The 15,876-nt window shown below is 62.6% G+C and carries 15 protein-coding genes; 10 read left to right on the forward strand and 5 right to left on the reverse strand.

The features are described from left to right. Nucleotides 1–48 precede the first annotated feature (48 nt). The 3 genes from B215_RS0118015 to B215_RS0118025 all read left to right on the forward strand — a co-directional run bounded on the left by B215_RS0118015 (nt 49) and on the right by B215_RS0118025 (nt 1,828). On the forward strand, nt 49–558 hold the full coding sequence (locus tag B215_RS0118015) for a host attachment family protein (protein WP_019371039.1): 510 nt from the start codon (nt 49–51) through the stop codon (nt 556–558). Nucleotides 559–869: 311 nt separating this feature from the next. Further along, entirely contained in the window at nt 870–1,337 is a 468-nt protein-coding gene (dksA, locus tag B215_RS0118020) for an RNA polymerase-binding protein DksA (RefSeq protein WP_026009387.1), read from the forward strand. Between the two features lie 116 nt (nt 1,338–1,453). Next, nucleotides 1,454–1,828 carry a PilZ domain-containing protein gene (locus B215_RS0118025; RefSeq protein ID WP_019371041.1) on the forward strand — a complete coding sequence of 125 codons (375 nt, stop codon included), beginning with the start codon at nt 1,454–1,456 and terminating at the stop codon, nt 1,826–1,828. 188 nt (nt 1,829–2,016) lie between these two features. Here the strand turns inward: B215_RS0118025 and B215_RS21090 are convergent, their stop codons facing one another. Beyond that, a complete protein-coding gene (locus tag B215_RS21090; RefSeq protein ID WP_019371042.1) occupies nt 2,017–2,169 on the reverse strand; it encodes a YdcH family protein in 153 nt (50 codons plus the stop codon). Nucleotides 2,170–2,328: 159 nt separating this feature from the next. On the opposite strand from B215_RS21090, the gene B215_RS0118035 reads away from it, so the two are divergent. Both B215_RS0118035 and B215_RS0118040 read left to right on the forward strand, forming a co-directional pair. Next, complete coding sequence (locus B215_RS0118035) at nt 2,329–2,526, forward strand: YdcH family protein (RefSeq protein WP_019371043.1); 198 nt, start codon at nt 2,329–2,331, stop codon at nt 2,524–2,526. Nucleotides 2,527–2,598: 72 nt separating this feature from the next. Further along, nucleotides 2,599–3,057 carry a DUF1465 family protein gene (locus tag B215_RS0118040; protein ID WP_026009388.1) on the forward strand — a complete coding sequence of 153 codons (459 nt, stop codon included), beginning with the start codon at nt 2,599–2,601 and terminating at the stop codon, nt 3,055–3,057. On the opposite strand, the gene B215_RS0118045 is transcribed toward B215_RS0118040, so the two are convergent. The 4 genes from B215_RS0118045 to B215_RS0118060 all read right to left on the reverse strand — a co-directional run bounded on the left by B215_RS0118045 (nt 3,054) and on the right by B215_RS0118060 (nt 6,468). Continuing rightward, nucleotides 3,054–4,004, reverse strand: coding sequence for an NAD(P)H-dependent flavin oxidoreductase (locus B215_RS0118045; protein WP_019371045.1), 951 nt, complete (start codon nt 4,002–4,004; stop codon nt 3,054–3,056). The two genes, B215_RS0118040 and B215_RS0118045, sit on opposite strands and share 4 nt — an antisense overlap. 109 nt (nt 4,005–4,113) lie before the next feature. Further along, entirely contained in the window at nt 4,114–4,641 is a 528-nt protein-coding gene (locus B215_RS0118050; RefSeq protein ID WP_019371046.1) for a gamma carbonic anhydrase family protein, read from the reverse strand. 5 nt (nt 4,642–4,646) lie between these two features. Next, nucleotides 4,647–4,877 (reverse strand): hypothetical protein, encoded by a 231-nt coding sequence (locus tag B215_RS0118055; protein ID WP_019371047.1) that lies wholly within the window; start codon nt 4,875–4,877, stop codon nt 4,647–4,649. Nucleotides 4,878–5,004: 127 nt separating this feature from the next. Then, nucleotides 5,005–6,468, reverse strand: coding sequence for a UxaA family hydrolase (locus B215_RS0118060; protein ID WP_019371048.1), 1,464 nt, complete (start codon nt 6,466–6,468; stop codon nt 5,005–5,007). Between the two features lie 299 nt (nt 6,469–6,767). Between B215_RS0118060 and B215_RS20415 the strand changes: the two genes are divergently transcribed. The 5 genes from B215_RS20415 (at nt 6,768) to B215_RS0118085 (ending at nt 15,827) form a co-directional block, all read left to right on the forward strand. After that, nucleotides 6,768–7,667: a GGDEF domain-containing protein gene (locus B215_RS20415; RefSeq protein WP_236704490.1), complete on the forward strand. Its 900-nt coding sequence runs from the start codon at nt 6,768–6,770 to the stop codon at nt 7,665–7,667. Further along, nucleotides 7,664–8,179 (forward strand): GAF domain-containing protein, encoded by a 516-nt coding sequence (locus B215_RS0118070; protein WP_019371050.1) that lies wholly within the window; start codon nt 7,664–7,666, stop codon nt 8,177–8,179. The genes B215_RS20415 and B215_RS0118070 overlap by 4 nt, the downstream gene beginning before the upstream one ends. Before the next feature lie 161 nt (nt 8,180–8,340). Beyond that, nucleotides 8,341–11,244 carry a TonB-dependent receptor gene (locus B215_RS0118075; RefSeq protein ID WP_236704491.1) on the forward strand — a complete coding sequence of 968 codons (2,904 nt, stop codon included), beginning with the start codon at nt 8,341–8,343 and terminating at the stop codon, nt 11,242–11,244. Between the two features lie 217 nt (nt 11,245–11,461). Continuing rightward, the gene (locus B215_RS20420; protein ID WP_019371052.1) at nt 11,462–13,318 is read left to right on the forward strand and encodes an ABC transporter ATP-binding protein; all 1,857 of its coding nucleotides are present in this window, start codon (nt 11,462–11,464) and stop codon (nt 13,316–13,318) included. Nucleotides 13,319–13,427: 109 nt separating this feature from the next. Then, a complete protein-coding gene (locus B215_RS0118085) occupies nt 13,428–15,827 on the forward strand; it encodes a TonB-dependent receptor (RefSeq protein WP_162839602.1) in 2,400 nt (799 codons plus the stop codon). The last annotated feature ends 49 nt before the right edge of the window (nt 15,828–15,876 follow it).

Below are 15,876 nucleotides of genomic sequence, written 5' to 3' on the forward strand. Positions count from 1 at the left end.
GCGCGGGCCCGTCCGTTACTCTTGCATCAGACACAAAAGGAGAGCCCCATGGAAGTGCCGCACGATGCGATGGTTGTTGTTGCCGATGGGCGCAAGATGCTGATGCTTCGCAACCAGGGCGATGCCACCTATCCGAACCTGCAGGTGGTGAAGAAGGAAGTGCATGCAAACCCGAAAACCTCCGACCAGAAAACCGATTCCTCGGGGAGCGCAAGTTCGACCCAGTCGGGACAGGGTGCGCCGCCTGCCGCGCAGGGCGGATCGATGCACGCTCGGGGCGGTGGAGCCCAGTTCGCGCCTTCGCGCGGGACGATGGGGGAAACCGACTTCCACCAGCTGGAGGAAGATCGATTCGCTGCCGAAGTAGCAGAGATGCTGAAGGAGGCGGCGCTGCGCAACGACTTCGAAGCGCTCATCATCGTGGCGCCGCCGAAGACTCTGGGCGAGCTGCGCAAACATTATCATGGCTCGGTCAGCGATCGGCTTGCCGGGGAACTCGCCAAGGACTTGACCGACCACCCCGTGCCCGAGATCGAGGCGGCCCTTCAGGGGGCGTGATCCCCACGGTTGATTGCCTTCGCGGGAGCCAGTGCCAGGCAGACGCGGGCTCCCGCGTTTCCCAGTGAACATGTATTTTTTCGGGGCGCTACTACGCCTTCGTTCACCCTCTTCTTCGTATATTTCGCATGTGCTGCGCGATACGCTGTGGCTTCAGTTCAGGCCATGCTAATTTCCCCCATAGTACAGGGAATTGCCGTCGGTGGTTTGTAAGCATCCGCTTGTGAAGCGCTGATTGCGAAAGTATAGGGCCTGCGGGCAATGCGGTCTTCCGGCGGCTGGCCACCGGGTGACTGGTGTGGAGAGTGGGAATGGCAACTGTTTTGGGTCGTGCGGACGAACCGGGTGAGGGCGTTCCTCCTGCTGCGAATGACAGCGGATCGAGCTATCGTCCAAGCGACGACGAAGAGTTCATGAATCCCCGGCAGCAGGAATATTTCCGCGCCAAGCTGAACGCGTGGAAGGATGCCATCTATCGCGAGGCGGCCGGAACGCTGAACCAGCTTCAATCGGATTCGCTGCGCGAGGCGGACCTGACGGATCGCGCTTCGAGCGAGACGGACTGGTCCATCGAACTGCGCACGCGCGATCGCCAGCGCAAGCTGATAGCCAAGATCGATGCGGCGCTGCGTCGTATAGACGAAGGCGAATATGGCTATTGCGAAGTGACCGGCGAGCCGATCCCGCTCGCACGATTGGAAGCGCGGCCAACCGCAACCATGACCGTCGAGGCACAAGAACGCAACGAGCGCAACGAAAAGATCAGTCGGGAAGAGTGATGCCGCTACCCGTCCGGCGCCACGTAGAAGTACGAGGGCTGAATTGGGGTAATTCTTTTGTTAAGGATTGCTGGTCTACGCATCGTCGCGTGAGAATCTGCGTTTGAGAGTCTCGAATGGACCAGCAGTCGTATATCCCCGCAAGCACGCTTTCGGCCGATGATTTTGCCGGCAAACGGAGCGGTGCCCGCGACAGCCTGTTGCTGACGGCGCAGTTCCGCGTTGACGGCGAACATGTTGGGCAGGTGCGCGTCCGAAACCTCTCGGCCGGCGGGCTGATGGCGGAGTATCCGGGCCCGATCGGCCTGCGCGCACCCGTTGAGATCGAAGTGCGTGGCGTGGGCTGGGTTTCGGGCAAGATCGCCTGGGCTGCGGAAGGCCGTGTCGGCGTGGCGTTTGACATTGAAATCGATCCCAAGCTCGCCCGCAAGCCGGTGGGCGGTGGCGCCCAGACGCCGGAATATGTGAAGCCCATCCTCACGCGTCGTTGAACGCCCAACAGGTTCCCCGACATCGTTGGTGGGTCTCGCGCAAGCCTGTGCATCGCACGTTCGATGCGCTGTGCTAGTCAGGCAACTGCTCGCAGCTTCTTTCGCGCTTGGGCTGTTTGAAGGACCTGCCGCGCGAGCAACGCGCTCGCGCGACCGATCCTCTGGTAAATAAATTGTGGATAGCGCTATTAGCGCTGCATCTCTTCCTTGACGCGCAGTTTGGCTTTCTTCAATTGCGCTAGAAGCATTTGATCGGGGAGGGGGCGTTGCGACTCCGCGGCGATTCGCTTGTCCAGGTGCGAATGTTTGGCGTTAAGTGCCGAAATATGCGCATTGTGCATGGAAGCGTTCCTCCTTGGTACGTCTAGGGGGTGACAACTAGACCATGATTCGCTCCGGTTGTCGCGTGCAGAATCATCCCTCATCGACAGATCGGCGAAAACCCGCGATGGGTTGCGACGGGCGAGTGTTTCGTTCGCTAAGCGTTTCGGGGGGCAGGGATGGACGATAGCGAGATCCGGCGACGTCTGGAGGATTTGCGCACCGAGCATCGCGATCTGGATGCGAACATCGCCACATTGATCGAAGACGCCACCGGCGATCAGCTGCGGATCGCCCGGCTGAAGAAGCGTAAGTTGAAGCTGCGCGACGAGATTTCGCTGCTTGAGGATCAACTGATTCCCGACATCATCGCATGAGGCCCGCAGCGGGACGCGCGCACCGCGGATTTGGGCTTTTCGGACCATCGCCAGCTGTGGCACGGATCCTTCATGATTGCTGAGGGGCCATCCACCATTCGCCGCAAGCTGATCGACTCGCTCTATGTCGAAGCGATGGTGCTGGCCGATGAGACGCGCGGCTATTTCGATCACCTGGGCCGTGAAGAGCGCGAGACACTCTGCGCACTCGATCGCGTCGCCTTTTCGTGCGAGTCGCTGAAGATAACCACGCGGCTGATGCATATAATCGCATGGCTGCTGACCCAGCGTGCCGTCGACGCCGGCGAATTGAGCACGCACGATGCCTGCGCTCCGGGTCGTCGACTGGGCGTTGGTCCGGAAACCAACCCGGCCGTGATGCAGGGCCTGCCTGAGCAGGCGATTGCGCTGATCCAGGCTAGCCAGGATCTCTATCGTCGCGTTGCGCGGCTCGACAGCGCGGTTGATGTGCCGGCGGATCTGGCGAGCCCCGCCCGGCGGATGCTGGACCGGCTCGCCGGCGCTTTCTAGCTGCTGGCGAGCAGCCGCGCGCGGGCGGCTGCATATTCCTCCGCCAGGCGCTCGATCCGCACCGCTGCCGGCTCCACGGCATGGACGGCGCCAATGCCTTGGCCGGATCCCCAGATTTCCTTCCATGCCTTCGCGCCCGCGAAGTTCATCGCGCTGGGATCGCTTTCGGGAAGATTGTCCGGGTCGAGGCCGGCAGCCACGATGGACGCGCGCAGATAATTGCCGTGTACGCCGGTGAAGAGGTTGGAATAGACGATATCGTCGGCGCGGCCGTCTACGATCGCCTGCTTGTACGCGTCGACCGCATTGGCTTCTTTCGTCGCGATGAAGGGCGATCCGATATACGCCAGGTCCGAGCCCATCGCTTGTGCGGCGAGGATGGCTCCCCCGGTTGCGATGGCGCCGGAAAGGGCAATCGGCCCATCGAACCATGCGCGGACTTCCTGTACCAGCGCGAAGGGGCTCAGTCGACCAGCATGGCCGCCCGCTCCCGCGGCCACCAGGATCAGTCCGTCCGCTCCCTTTTCGACCGCCTTGTGGGCAAATTTATCGTCAATCACGTCGTGCAGAGTGATGCCACCCCAAGCATGGACCGCATCGTTCAATTCGGGGCGCGCGCCGAGCGACGTGATGACAATCGGCACCTTCCATTTCGCGCACGTCGTCAAGTCGTCCTCGAGCCGTGGGTTGGAACGGTGGACGATCTGGTTCACGGCGAATGGCGCAGAGGGACGATCGGGATGGTCGCGATCCCAGGAGGCGAGCGCTTCGGTTATCTGGTGCAGCCATTCGTCGAGTTGGCTCTGCGGCCGCGCGTTGAGCGCCGGGAAGGAGCCCACGATACCGGCGGTACATTGCGCGATCACCAGATCAGGGACTGAGATGATGAAGAGCGGCGATCCGATAACCGGAAGCCGCAGACGATCAAACAGCGCGGGAAGTGCCATGCGCAGAAGTGATACCGCAATGACGAAGTCTGTCTAGGTGGTGGTCACGGACGCTACGGAAAGCCTTCAAGTGCAAGCGAGCATCAAGCTACCTGGCCAGCGAATCGCGTCAGTCTTCGAGTCGGGTGAGGCTCATCGCGTAGCTTTTCGCCTTTTCGACATAAAGTGCCGCGCTGGATCGCAGCATGGCCTTTTGCGCGTCGTTCAAAGGACGCACAGCGCGGGCGGGGCTGCCGACGATCAGGAAACCGGCAGGGAACTCCTTTCCCTCCGTCACCAACGCTCCTGCGCCGATCAGGCAATCCGGCCCGATCACAGCCCGGTTGAGCACAATGGCGCCCATGCCGATCAGCACGCGGTCGCCGATCGTGCAGCCATGCAGCACGGCGTGATGTCCGACCGTCACATCCTCGCCGATCGTCAGCGGTGCACCAGGATCCGAATGAAGCATGGCGCCCTCCTGGATGTTGCTGCGCGCGCCGATCATGATGGGGGTATTGTCCGCACGCACGACAGCGCCGAACCATATGCTGGACAACGGGCCAAGCTGCACATCGGCGATCAGTTCGGCGCTGGGCGCAATCCAGGCGTCGGTTGCGACGTGCGGCGCGACTCCGTCCAGGCTGTAACGCGGCACGTTCGTCAGAAAACCGGTGCGCTGAAATCGCCAGGCAGCGGCATCTGCAGGCCCATGGCGAGTGCGAGGGCAACGGCGCCCATCAGCAGCGCCAGCGTCGAGGAGAGCGAGAAAAGACCCCAGCCGACCATGGTCACCATAGGGGAATCCTGCCGCTGTTCCCGGCGATTGCGCTGCATCGTCAGCAGCACGAAACCCGATGCCATGGCATAGACGAAGACAAAGAATTCAGCCACCTGCGACCACCCCGATCTTGCTCGCAATCAGGGCTAAACCGTTCAGGTCGCACCATCAATCCAGGGAAATTGCGGACTGCCGCGGTGCAGCGCGCTTTCGCCGCACCGCCCGGGAACTTTCGGAGGTTCAAAGCGTGACGCCCCTCTTCCAGATCGCGATTTCGCGTTCGCCATTGCGCTCGGAGGCGGTAGTCGCGCCCGACGCGATTTCGCCGATCTTTGCCAGTAGCGCGTCCGCCGCCGCGTCCATGCCCGCGGCCAGCACCTGCCCGGCGTCGAAGTCGATCCAGCCCGGCTTGCGTGCGGCAAGATCGCTATTCGACGCAATCTTGATCGTCGGCACCGGGAAGCCGAGCGGCGTACCGCGTCCGGTGGTAAACAGGATGACCGTCGCTCCGGCCGCTGCCAGCGCGGTGGAAGAAACCGCATCGTTGCCCGGCGCTTCCAGCAGCGTCAGTCCACGCCGCCGGATACGCTCTCCATAGTGCAGCACATCGGTGACGGTCGCGTGGCCCGCTTTCTGGACCGCGCCGAGCGATTTTTCCTCAAGCGTTGTGATCCCGCCCGCGATGTTGCCGGGCGACGGGTTTTCGGACACGGGTTCGCCGTGACGAGTGAAATACGCTTTGAAGCCGTTCACCAGTCCGACGATCGAATCGAAGATCTGGGCAGTTTCGGCGCGCGCCATGAGCAATTGTTCGGCGCCGAAGATCTCCGGGATCTCGGTCAGGATCGCAGCGCCGCCGGCTGCTGTGACCGCATCGCTCATCCGCCCAACGAGCGGGTTCGCGGTAAGGCCCGAGAAGCCGTCCGAGCCACCACATTTTACCCCGAGCACCAGATCGGCTAACGGGGTAGGGGTCCGCAGCGCCTGTTCCGCCTGCGCGATCAGCGCCTCGACGAGCGCCAGACCTTCTTCCACCTCGTCCCCCGCGGCCTGGGCCCCGATGGTGCGCAGGTTGGGCTGGGTGATGTCCGGTAGTAGTCGGGCCATCTGGTTGGATTCGCAGCCGAGCCCGACGAGCAGCACACCGCCGGCATTCGGATGGTTGGCCAATGCCGCGAGGATGGCGCGCGTGCCTTCAAGGTCGTCGCCCAGCTGCGAGCAGCCGAACGGATGCGCGAAGGCGTGGATGCCATCCACCCGTCCGGCGAACCGCTGTTGCGCCAGCGCTGCGATCTTCTCCGCCGTGCGCCCGACACAACCCACGGTGGGGAGGACCCAGATCTCGTTGCGGGTGCCGACCCGGCCGTCCGCGCGCCGATAGCCGAGAAATTCGCCTCGCCCTGCCCGAGGAGCGGGCGCTTCGAACGCGGGCCGATAGGTGTAGCTGCCGCTCGTTTCCAGCGCGGTCGCGACATTGTGGACATGGACATGCTCGCCCGGCGCGATCGGCTGGGTCGCGCGACCGATGGGGAAGCCAAACTTGTGGACAGGCGCGCCGGCGGCGATCGGGCGAACAGCGATCTTGTGCCCTTTGGGAACATCGGATGTCACGGTAACGCCCAGCGCGACTTCGCCTGCCTGCACGTCGCGAAGAGTGTTGGCGACGGCGTCGCGCGGATCGATCTGGAACAGGGCGATGGTCATAACGTCGTCGTACTGCGGCTCCCATGCGCGGTCCACCGCCGGATGTGCTGCTTTTTGCAGCGGGCGGTACTTCCCTGACGTAGGGCCCTCAGCTTGGAAGTCGCACGAACCCTCCGTATTAATTGGTAAGTCAGGTATTCAGCCCGCGCTGAAGTCGGCTAAGTATATTCCCTGAAGGGGCGAGCGCGGGAGTATCGGTTCCAGTTACGTTAACCCTGGGGCTGCAAACAGGCGGCTGAGATGGGAAGAGGGTCGTAGTGAACGCACCGCCAAAACGATCTGCGGTGATTGCAGTGCTGATGCGCAGCTTCCGCTGGACCATGCAGCTGGAACGCCGGCAGGCGGTGCACGCGGTTGCCCTTTGTTTTGCCATTGTAGCGGCGCTGGACATTATTACCGGACCGCGACTTTCGCCCAGCATGGGATATGTTTTCGTTGAGTGCCTTGCAGCGTGGACGTTGCGCGAGGCGGGCGGCATCGCTGTGGTTCTTCTCTGCATCACGGCCAATTCGCTGATCAACGGCTTCGGTGCGAACGCGTTTGCAGGGCGCGAAGAATATTCCGCTGCCGTCACCTTGTGGAACATGGGCACTCGCACGCTGACGGCGATCATGATCGTTCTGATGGTCGCCACGCTGCGCCATTCCATCGATCGCGAGCGCTGGATCGCTTCCACCGACCATCTGACGCAGTCCCTAAATCGTGGCGCATTTCGCAGCCGGGTTGAACGGGTCGCCAGGATGGCGCGCCGCCGTCGGGCGCAGCTCCTGCTCGTCTATATGGACCTCGACGGGTTCAAGGCGGTGAACGACAGGCACGGCCATTCGGCCGGTGATCTGGTCCTGCGCCGATTTGCCGACGAGGCGCGTGCGCGGATACGCGCCGGGGACTTGTTCGCACGAGTGGGTGGCGACGAGTTCTGCGCCTTTCTAGTCGTCGAGCGGGGGGTGGCGCCCGAACAGGTGGCCGAAAGCCTGCACGCTCGGCTCACCGAAGCGCTCCGCGCGACCGGATTCGATGTTACCTGCAGCATGGGTGCGGTGGTCGTCGCTGCGGCGGACACGATGGAAACCGACCGGCTGATCTCGCTTGCCGATCAGGCAATGCTGGAGGTGAAGCGCAGCGGCAAGGATGCAATTCGCATTGCCTTTTCCGACGCCCCGGAAGCGGAACAGCCACGCTCGAGGAGAGCCGCATGACGCTTCATTTCTTTTCGGCGGCATTCAGGCCCTATGATGAAGTGGCGCGGCAGCGCGCTGTCGACGCCCTTCCGTCGATCCCTGCCGACGACGCCGAGCTGCAATTCATCCTCGAAGAGGTTCGCGCGGTGCTGGGGACGCCGATGGCTATGCTGACGATCATCGATCATGAGGTGCAACACATGCCGATCGCGATCGGGGTGCAGCCCATGACAGTCAGTCGCGCGATGGCCTTCTGCCCGCATACCATGGCCGAACCGGACGGCGTGCTGTGCGTACCCGACCTGCGTGCCGACAGTCGCTTCAGCGCCAACCCCATGGTCTCCGGCCCGATGGGCATCCGCTATTATGCAGGCGCCAGCGTAATGAACGGCCTGGATCGCGTCGGTGCCTTGTGCGGGATCGACACACGGCCAGGCGGGCCGCTTTCGTCGGCGAAACGCAGCACGCTGACCCGACTTGCCCAAGCTGTCGCGGCGCATATTGGTGCGGCCTCGCGAAGGCTGGATTAGGCCTGTAACGAAATTGGTTGACACCGACCGTGCCACTTGACAAGTGGCCTGCTTATCAAGCCGATTCTTTCGGCCCTGAAATGTAACCGGTTACAAATGTAGAGGGGATGACCAGGGTGCTCAAGCTCAACTCGTTTCGAGGTCGTTTGGTTGCGGCCACCATGCTCGCAGGCGGTGCGATCGTTCCGGTTGCGGGTGCGCATGCGCAGGTAACCACCGGTAACATCCGCGGTGCGGTTGCCGGGCCGGATGGCACGCCGGCGGCAGGCGCGCAGGTGGCGGCGCGCAGCACTGGCACGAACCAGACCTATCGCGCGATTGCCGATGCGAATGGCAACTACGTCCTTACCGGCCTGCGCCCTGGTCAATATGAAGTGAGCGCGACGGTCGGCACGGAAACCACTCGCCAGATCGTGCAACTCGGCATCGGGCAGTCGGCCAGCCTCGATCTCGGTTTCGCCGCGGACATCGCGGCTGCGGCACCAGAGGGTGGGGCGGAAATCGTGGTGACCGGCGGACGTCTGAACGAAACTCGTACCAGCGAAGTCGCCACCAACGTCAGCCGCGAGCAGATCGAGCGTCTGCCGCAGACCGATCGTAACTTCCTGTCCTTCGCCGCGCTGGCGCCGGGCGTACGCTATGTCGACTCGGAAACCGATAAGGGTTTCCGTTCCGGCGCCTCCACCGCGAGCCAGGTGAACGTCTTCATCGACGGCGTGAGCCTGAAGAACAAGCTGCGGGAAGGCGGCGTCGCCGGCCAGCAGAACAGCCGCGGCAACCCGTTCGGCCAGCTGGCGGTGCAGGAATTCCGTGTTCTCACCCAGAACTACAAGGCCGAATATGAGCAGGCTGGATCGGCGATCATCACCTCGGTCACCAAGTCCGGTACCAACGAGTTCCATGGCGAAGCGTTTGGGCAGTACACTGATCGCGGCCTGACGCAGAAGAGCTTCATCGACGCGCGCGACGGCAACCGGAAGCCGTCGTTCGAGCGCAAGCAATATGGCGTGTCGCTGGGCGGCCCGATCATCAAGGATCGGTTGTTCTTCTTCGGCGCCTATGAAGGCAACGACCAGGATCGCGCCTTCAACGTGCGTAGCAACGGCACGGCGGAGCAGATCCAGGAATTCGAGCGCTTCTCCGGTCGGCGGATCACCGATTTCCAGGGCGCGTTCGTCAGCCCATTCCGCGGCGATTTCTATTTCGGCAAGCTCACCCTCACGCCGGACGATCGCCAGGTATTTGATCTGTCGTTCAGCCGTCGCGAAGAAACCGACATTCAGGGCTTCGGTGGCAACACCGCCTATGAATATGCTGAGAACAAGCGCAACAAGGTCGACACCTATCTGTTCAAGTGGACCTATAATGGCGACAAGTTCATCAACGAGTTCAATGCGAACTATTTGAATTACGAGTTCAATCCGACATCGCTCAATCCGAACCTGCCGAGCTTCGACTACAGTGGTGTGATCCTGTTTGGTGGTAAGGATTCTACGCGGCGCGAATTGCAGCAGGGTTACACGATCCGCGATGACTTCACCTACAGCGGCTTTGATGGCCATGTGATCAAGGTGGGCGCGCGCGTCGAGGTCACCGACATCCAGTTCGCCAACAACGCCTATATCCAGCCGCGTTACACCTTCCTGCGCGAGCCGAACAACAATTTGAACTTCTCCTTCCCGGCGGAAGCACGTCTCGGCCTGGGCAATGGGAACATTATCGCGTCGAACACGCAAATCGGTCTGTATGCACAGGACGACTGGGATGTCACCGATCGACTGCAGCTGAATCTGGGTGTGCGCTGGGATTACGAAACCAACGGCTTCAACAACGATTATGTTACGCCCCCTGCTGCGGCCGCAGCGCTGCGTTCGTTGCCGCGCACCAGCTATTTCGATCCCGAAAACTACATCACCGACGGCTCGGGCCGGTCTCCGTTCGCGGGCGCAATCGCGCCGCGTTTCGGCTTCTCCTGGGATATCACGGGCACCCGATCGACGGTGATCTTCGGTGGCGCGGGCCGCTATTATGATCGCAACAACTTCAACAACACCGTCGACGAACTGTCGCGCACGATCAATCCCGTGGGGGTCTTCCGCTTCTCGGCGGACGGCACGCCGCGCAACGGGCAGCCCACGACGGTATGGAACCCGTCTTATCTGACGCGTGACGGCCTGCTGGCCCTGCGCAACGCAAACCCGCAGGTCGCCCTGCCGGAACTGTTCGCTGTGAAGAACGACGCGAAGCCGCCGGTGAACGATCAGTTCAGCTTCGGCGTGCGCCAGCGCATCGGCGTGTTCGAAGCATCGCTGTCGGGTTCCTATCAGCGTGGCCGCAATGGCTATACGAACCTGTTTGCCACCCGTCGGAACGCAGGTCTGGGTCCGTGCTGCGACACCGCTTCGGCGATCGCCAACGGCTACTCGAACGTGATTATTGGCTATGACGGGCTTGATACCCGGTACAAGGCGCTCTTCTTCACGCTCGACAAGAACTACACGCGTACGTCTGGCTGGGGCATGAACATCGCCTACACGCTGGGCAAGGCCGAGCAGAACGGTGGGGACCTGTTCAGCCTAGATGCGATCACGCCGGATGCCTATGGGTGGCGGCCTTCGCGTGGCGACGAGCGGCACCGCGTCGTCTTCTCGGGCATGGTCGACTTGCCGTTGGGCTTCCAGTTTTCGACGCTCAGCACGTTCGGCAGCGGCGCGGCATATCAGGTGGTCGATAGCACTAACGGCCAATCCGCCGGGTTCAATCGGTTCACCGCGGCCTATCCCGAGAAGAATTGCATCAAGGGGGTTTTTGCCTTCTGCGAGGTCAACCTGACGCTCGCCAATCGCGTGAAGATCGCCCGCAGCCACGAGGTCGAACTGGCGGTCGATGTGCTCAACGCCTTCAACAACAAGAACTTCACCGGGTTCGACGAAGGCTTCAACAACCAGATCAATCCGGCAACGGGGCAGGTCATCGATCCGCTTCGCCCTGCCAATGGCACCACGGCGTCCGGCCTGCTCACGCTGCCGCGCCGGATCCAGTTCCGGGTCGGCTATCGCTTCTAACCGAACGGACATCGTCGGGCGTAAGAAAAGGGGAGCTTCGCGCTCCCCTTTTTTGCGTCCCGTCCCCGCTGCCCAGATTTTGCCACCATTCGTCGCCCAGCGCACTCTCTCCGGCGGCTATCCTTACCAAAATTCATTTCGGGTTCATGGCGCGATGGCTCTTTTCGCGGCCATGTTTGTTGCAACGCAGCGCCCAACAGAAGGTGAGGGGAGCAGAATGCCGTTTCTTGTAAGCCCGGCAAGGTTCCTGTTTCATTATGTCACGCAGCGCCCCTGGGCGTTCGCGCTGTTGGCGGCGCTTGTCGTCGGCGGCTCGGCGAGCGCTGTGGGTGTGCAGTACGCCATGAAACTGCTGATCGATGCCATGACCGTACATGCGCCTTCGCGGGGCGCGGTGTATGTCGCTCTGGCGGCATTCGTCGGATTGGTCGCACTGGAGAACGGCCTCGTACGCGGTGCGTCGATGCTGTTGTGCAACATTACCGTAGCCAGCGGCGTCCGCATCCGGCTCGACATGTTTCACTATCTTACTGGGCACCACATCAGCTTCTTCCAGAACCAGCGCGGCGGGTCGCTCGGGCATCGCGTGGGCGCGCTGACCGGCTCGTTTTCGGCGCTTACCCACCGCATTCTGATGGAGATCACGCCGCCGCTGATCGCCTTCGGCGGCGCGCTTCTGATCTTCGCTGCGATAGATTGGCGGATGGCCGCGGTGATCGCGCTCGTCTTCGTCGGCGCCAGCATTGGCCTGGTGCTGCTCGGCTTGAAAGGCGATCGCCATCATACCGCCTTTGCGCGTCGTGCCAGCGAGAGTGGTGGTGAGCTTGTCGATCTTGTTGGCAACATCGCCGCGATCAAGGCCTTCGGGGCCCGTCGTCGGGAAGCCGAGCGGCTCCGCGGCTTCTTCGAAGCCGAAGGCAGGGCGCAGCGGCGCGGTTGGATGTTTGTGGAGCGTATCCGCGCGCTGCACGATGTCGCGCTGGTGGTGCTGGTAGCAGGTTCGCTGGTGTGGGCGATCGAGCGCTGGGTTGCGGGTGGCATCACCGCCGGCGACGTGGTGGTCGTGAGCACCATGACCTTCCGGATGCTCAACGGTTCGCGCGATCTGGCGATGGCGCTGATCGATACCAGCCAGCAGTTCAGCTATTTGCGCGAGACGCTGGAGATCGTCGGCACCCCCCACAAGCTCACCGATGCGCCCGGTGCGGTGCCGCTCCGCGTCACCCAGGGCCGGTTGCGCATCGACGAGGTCGTGTTTGGTCACGATCCCGCACGCCCGGTGGTCCGCGGCGTGACCCTCGAAATTCCCGCCGGCCAGAAGATCGGCATTGTCGGCCCCTCGGGCGCGGGCAAGTCGACGATCCTGCAGCTTGTCCAGCGTCTCCACGATCCGCAGCAAGGCCGCATCTTGATCGACGGGCAGTCGATCGAGCGCGTGACCCAGGAAAGCTTGCACCAGGCAGTTGCCGTGGTGCCGCAGGAGGTGCTGCTGTTCCATCGCTCGATCCTGGAGAATATCCGGTTCGCGCGCCCCGATGCTTCCGATGCGGAAGTGCGCGAGGCAGCGGCGGCGGCACATTGCGCGCATTTCATCGCCGCATTGCCCCAGGGCTATGACACGGTGGTGGGCGAGCGCGGCACCAATCTGTCAGGGGGGCAGCGGCAGCGAATCGGCATCGCCCGTGCCTTCCTCAGCAAGGCACCGATCGTGCTGCTCGACGAAGCGACGTCTGCGCTCGATACCGGATCCGAGATCGAAGTGCAGCAGGCACTGGAAGCGCTGATGGCGGATCGCACCGTCTTGGCCGTCGCTCACCGACTATCGACGGTTGTGGGCCTCGACCGTGTGATCGTCGTCGAACAAGGCCGGGTGGTCGAAGATGGTCCGCCGCTGAAGTTGCTGCGGGCCGGTGGTGCTTTCCAGCGCCTATGGGCCTTGCAGGCCGAAGGGCTCGACGCGCCGCTGGATCGCATGACGGTGATGCCGCGCCTGATGGCGGGCACGGCACGCCGCGTACTGGGGCTGGGGAGCAGGCCGCCGCTTCGGGTACTCGAGCGGCAGGCTGCCAGCTGACCCATATCAAATTAGATCGGTGCCATAACTGTTATTGACGGAAACTAAATAGAATGCGATTTTCCCTTTGTACCGGCTTCCCACGAGAGGCTGGACAGGGGAGGTTGGCATGGCTGGCTTTACAGCGCGCATTCGGTTGCGCGGCACCTATTGCGTCGCTGCGATGGTGGCGGCAATGCTCGGCGGCAATCCTGCTGCCGTTTTCGCTCAATCGGCGTCTTCGCCTGCGCAGACAGCCGATGAGGCGAACCAGGAAATCGTCGTCACGGCGCGTCGGCGCGCCGAGAGCCTTCAGGATACGCCGGTGGCGATCACCGCGCTCAGCGCCGAGACGCTGCAGGACCGCCAGATCCAGCAAACCCAGGACCTGGAACGGATCACGCCCAGCTTGCAGTTCAAGCCGGCGGGCCAGCTTTCAGGCAACAGCGCCTCGTCAGTCGTATTCATCCGTGGTGTCGGCCAAGTGGATCCGACAGCGGCGGTAGACCCCGGCGTCGGCATCTATCTCGATGAAGTTTATCTGGGCCGTGCAGTGGGAGGCACCATCGATTTCGGCGACATCGATGGGGTTGAGGTGCTTCGTGGGCCCCAAGGTACGTTGTTCGGCCGGAACACCATCGGCGGCGCCATCCTTGTCCGGACAAAGCAGCCGGTGCTGGGCGAATGGAGCGGTCGTGCCCGCTTGCGCGCCGGTGAGTATAACCTGCGCGAAGGGTTCGCCGCGCTCAACATCCCGCTTGCAGATACGCTTGCGGCGCGGGTTTCGGGCGGCTTTCGGAAGCGCGACGGCTATGTGATCCGCAGCGTCGACGGTCTTGACCTGGGCAATGAGAATGGCTGGTCGGCCAACGGCGCGCTGAAATGGGAACCATCAAGCGATTTCGACCTGTTCCTCCGCGCCGATTATTCGAAGCGTGACGAAAACGGCGCACCGTTCGTCTTCGCCGGCGTGAACGAGCAGGCGCCTGTCGCCGCAATCGCCAGCGTCGGTGCGGGCTGCCCGGGCGCGACCATTCCCTTTGCGCCACTGACTGCGGGCGATCCGAGGTTTGGCGCGCCCAATGTGCCGATGCTGAACGACGTCCGCTGTGCCAACGATCTGCAGGCACGGGGCCCATTCGTGAATGGCGGCACCGCCCCGGTGATGAGTTCGTCGGAGGTTTGGGGTATTGGTGCGACCGCTAATATCCGGCTGACCGATGTGGCGGCGGTGAAGCTCATCTCTGCCTATCGTAACACGGAATCACGCGGCATTCGCGATGCAGACAATACGCCGCTGCTGCTGATCACTACCGACGTCGGTGCCCAATCCCACCAGTTCAGTCAGGAAGTGCAGTTGCAGCTCGATTGGGAAAGCGTCAGTGCCATTCTGGGCGGCTATTACTTCAATGAAGTGACCAACGAGCGTGCGACCGTACCGGTATCCTTCCCGCCTTCGCCGCCGGTGATCCGCTCGATCCTGGCGGGCGGCCCGGGCTCGCGTGACCTCCAGGTGTCACGATTGAAGACCGACTCGCTGGCCGGTTTCGGTGAAGTCAGCGTGAAACCGGTGGCCGGGCTCGAACTTACCGGAGGGCTGCGCTACACCACCGATCGCAAAACCTATCTGGGAACCGCGTTCAATCTGTTCCCGGCGACGCTGCCCGATCCCGATCCGCTGCCGACGTTAGCCATCCCGGAAGGCGGGCCGCTGTTTCTCTATCGCCGCCCGTTCGTCCAGACGTTCTCGGCGCTCACCGGATCGGCGAGCATCCAGTATCGCTGGAGCAATGCGATCAGCACCTATGCCTCCTATGCCCGCAGCTTCAAATCGGGTGGCTTCAACACACGCTATAACGCGGCGCCCGCCGGCAACGTGCCGGTGCCGTTCGACGAGGAGAGCGTCACCAGCTACGAAATCGGCGCCAAGACGAACATCGGCCGGCTGCGGCTGAATTTGGCCGCGTTCCAGGCCGAGTATGACGATATTCAGCTGATCTTCCGACAGGGCGTGGTGCCGCTGCTGTTCAACGCCGGCAAGGCACGGATCCGCGGCCTCGAGGCGGAAGCCAGCTGGCGCGCGCCCTGGGGCCTCATCCTCGACGCAGGGGCAAGTGTGCTCGACGACAAGATCAAGAGCATCACGCCCGTGCCGGGGGCGACCGCAACGGTAACGCCCAGCGATGACCTGCCGCTGACGCCGGATCTGCAGGCAAATATCGGCATCGCCTTTGATCTGAAGATGGCCAACGGCATGACACTGACACCGCGGTTCGACGGTAGCTACACGTCGAAGATCACCTTCATCACCGGCAGCATCCCGCTTATCGAAGAGGATGGCTATTTCATCGGCAATGCCTCCCTGACGCTCAAGCTATCCGATCGGTACGAGTTGAGCGGCGGCGTGAACAATCTGTTCGACGAACGCTATCTGATCCAAGGCAACGCCTCGCTTGCGACGCTCGGTTATGCCGAGCGGATGTATGCGCGGCCACGCAACTGGTATCTACAGGTGTCGGGCCGCTTCTGACCGCGCCTAGAGCGGATTTCGACCGCACTGAATCGGTGAGGGATTCCCA

This window comes from Sphingomonas sp. ATCC 31555, from assembly GCF_000282895.1.
GTDB lineage: Bacteria > Pseudomonadota > Alphaproteobacteria > Sphingomonadales > Sphingomonadaceae > Sphingomonas.

What these genes read in the sequence shown, in the direction of transcription:
- B215_RS0118015 (WP_019371039.1), top strand. Translation starts at nt 49, where the DNA reads ATGGAAGTGCCGCACGATGCGATGGTTGTTGTTGCCGATGGGCGCAAG.
- dksA (WP_026009387.1), top strand. Translation starts at nt 870, where the DNA reads ATGGCAACTGTTTTGGGTCGTGCGGACGAACCGGGTGAGGGCGTTCCT.
- B215_RS0118025 (WP_019371041.1), top strand. Translation starts at nt 1,454, where the DNA reads ATGGACCAGCAGTCGTATATCCCCGCAAGCACGCTTTCGGCCGATGAT.
- B215_RS21090 (WP_019371042.1), bottom strand. Translation starts at nt 2,169, where the DNA reads ATGCACAATGCGCATATTTCGGCACTTAACGCCAAACATTCGCACCTG.
- B215_RS0118035 (WP_019371043.1), top strand. Translation starts at nt 2,329, where the DNA reads ATGGACGATAGCGAGATCCGGCGACGTCTGGAGGATTTGCGCACCGAG.
- B215_RS0118040 (WP_026009388.1), top strand. Translation starts at nt 2,599, where the DNA reads ATGATTGCTGAGGGGCCATCCACCATTCGCCGCAAGCTGATCGACTCG.
- B215_RS0118045 (WP_019371045.1), bottom strand. Translation starts at nt 4,004, where the DNA reads ATGGCACTTCCCGCGCTGTTTGATCGTCTGCGGCTTCCGGTTATCGGA.
- B215_RS0118060 (WP_019371048.1), bottom strand. Translation starts at nt 6,468, where the DNA reads ATGACCATCGCCCTGTTCCAGATCGATCCGCGCGACGCCGTCGCCAAC.
- B215_RS20415 (WP_236704490.1), top strand. Translation starts at nt 6,768, where the DNA reads ATGCGCAGCTTCCGCTGGACCATGCAGCTGGAACGCCGGCAGGCGGTG.
- B215_RS0118070 (WP_019371050.1), top strand. Translation starts at nt 7,664, where the DNA reads ATGACGCTTCATTTCTTTTCGGCGGCATTCAGGCCCTATGATGAAGTG.
- B215_RS0118075 (WP_236704491.1), top strand. Translation starts at nt 8,341, where the DNA reads ATGCTCGCAGGCGGTGCGATCGTTCCGGTTGCGGGTGCGCATGCGCAG.
- B215_RS20420 (WP_019371052.1), top strand. Translation starts at nt 11,462, where the DNA reads ATGCCGTTTCTTGTAAGCCCGGCAAGGTTCCTGTTTCATTATGTCACG.
- B215_RS0118085 (WP_162839602.1), top strand. Translation starts at nt 13,428, where the DNA reads ATGGCTGGCTTTACAGCGCGCATTCGGTTGCGCGGCACCTATTGCGTC.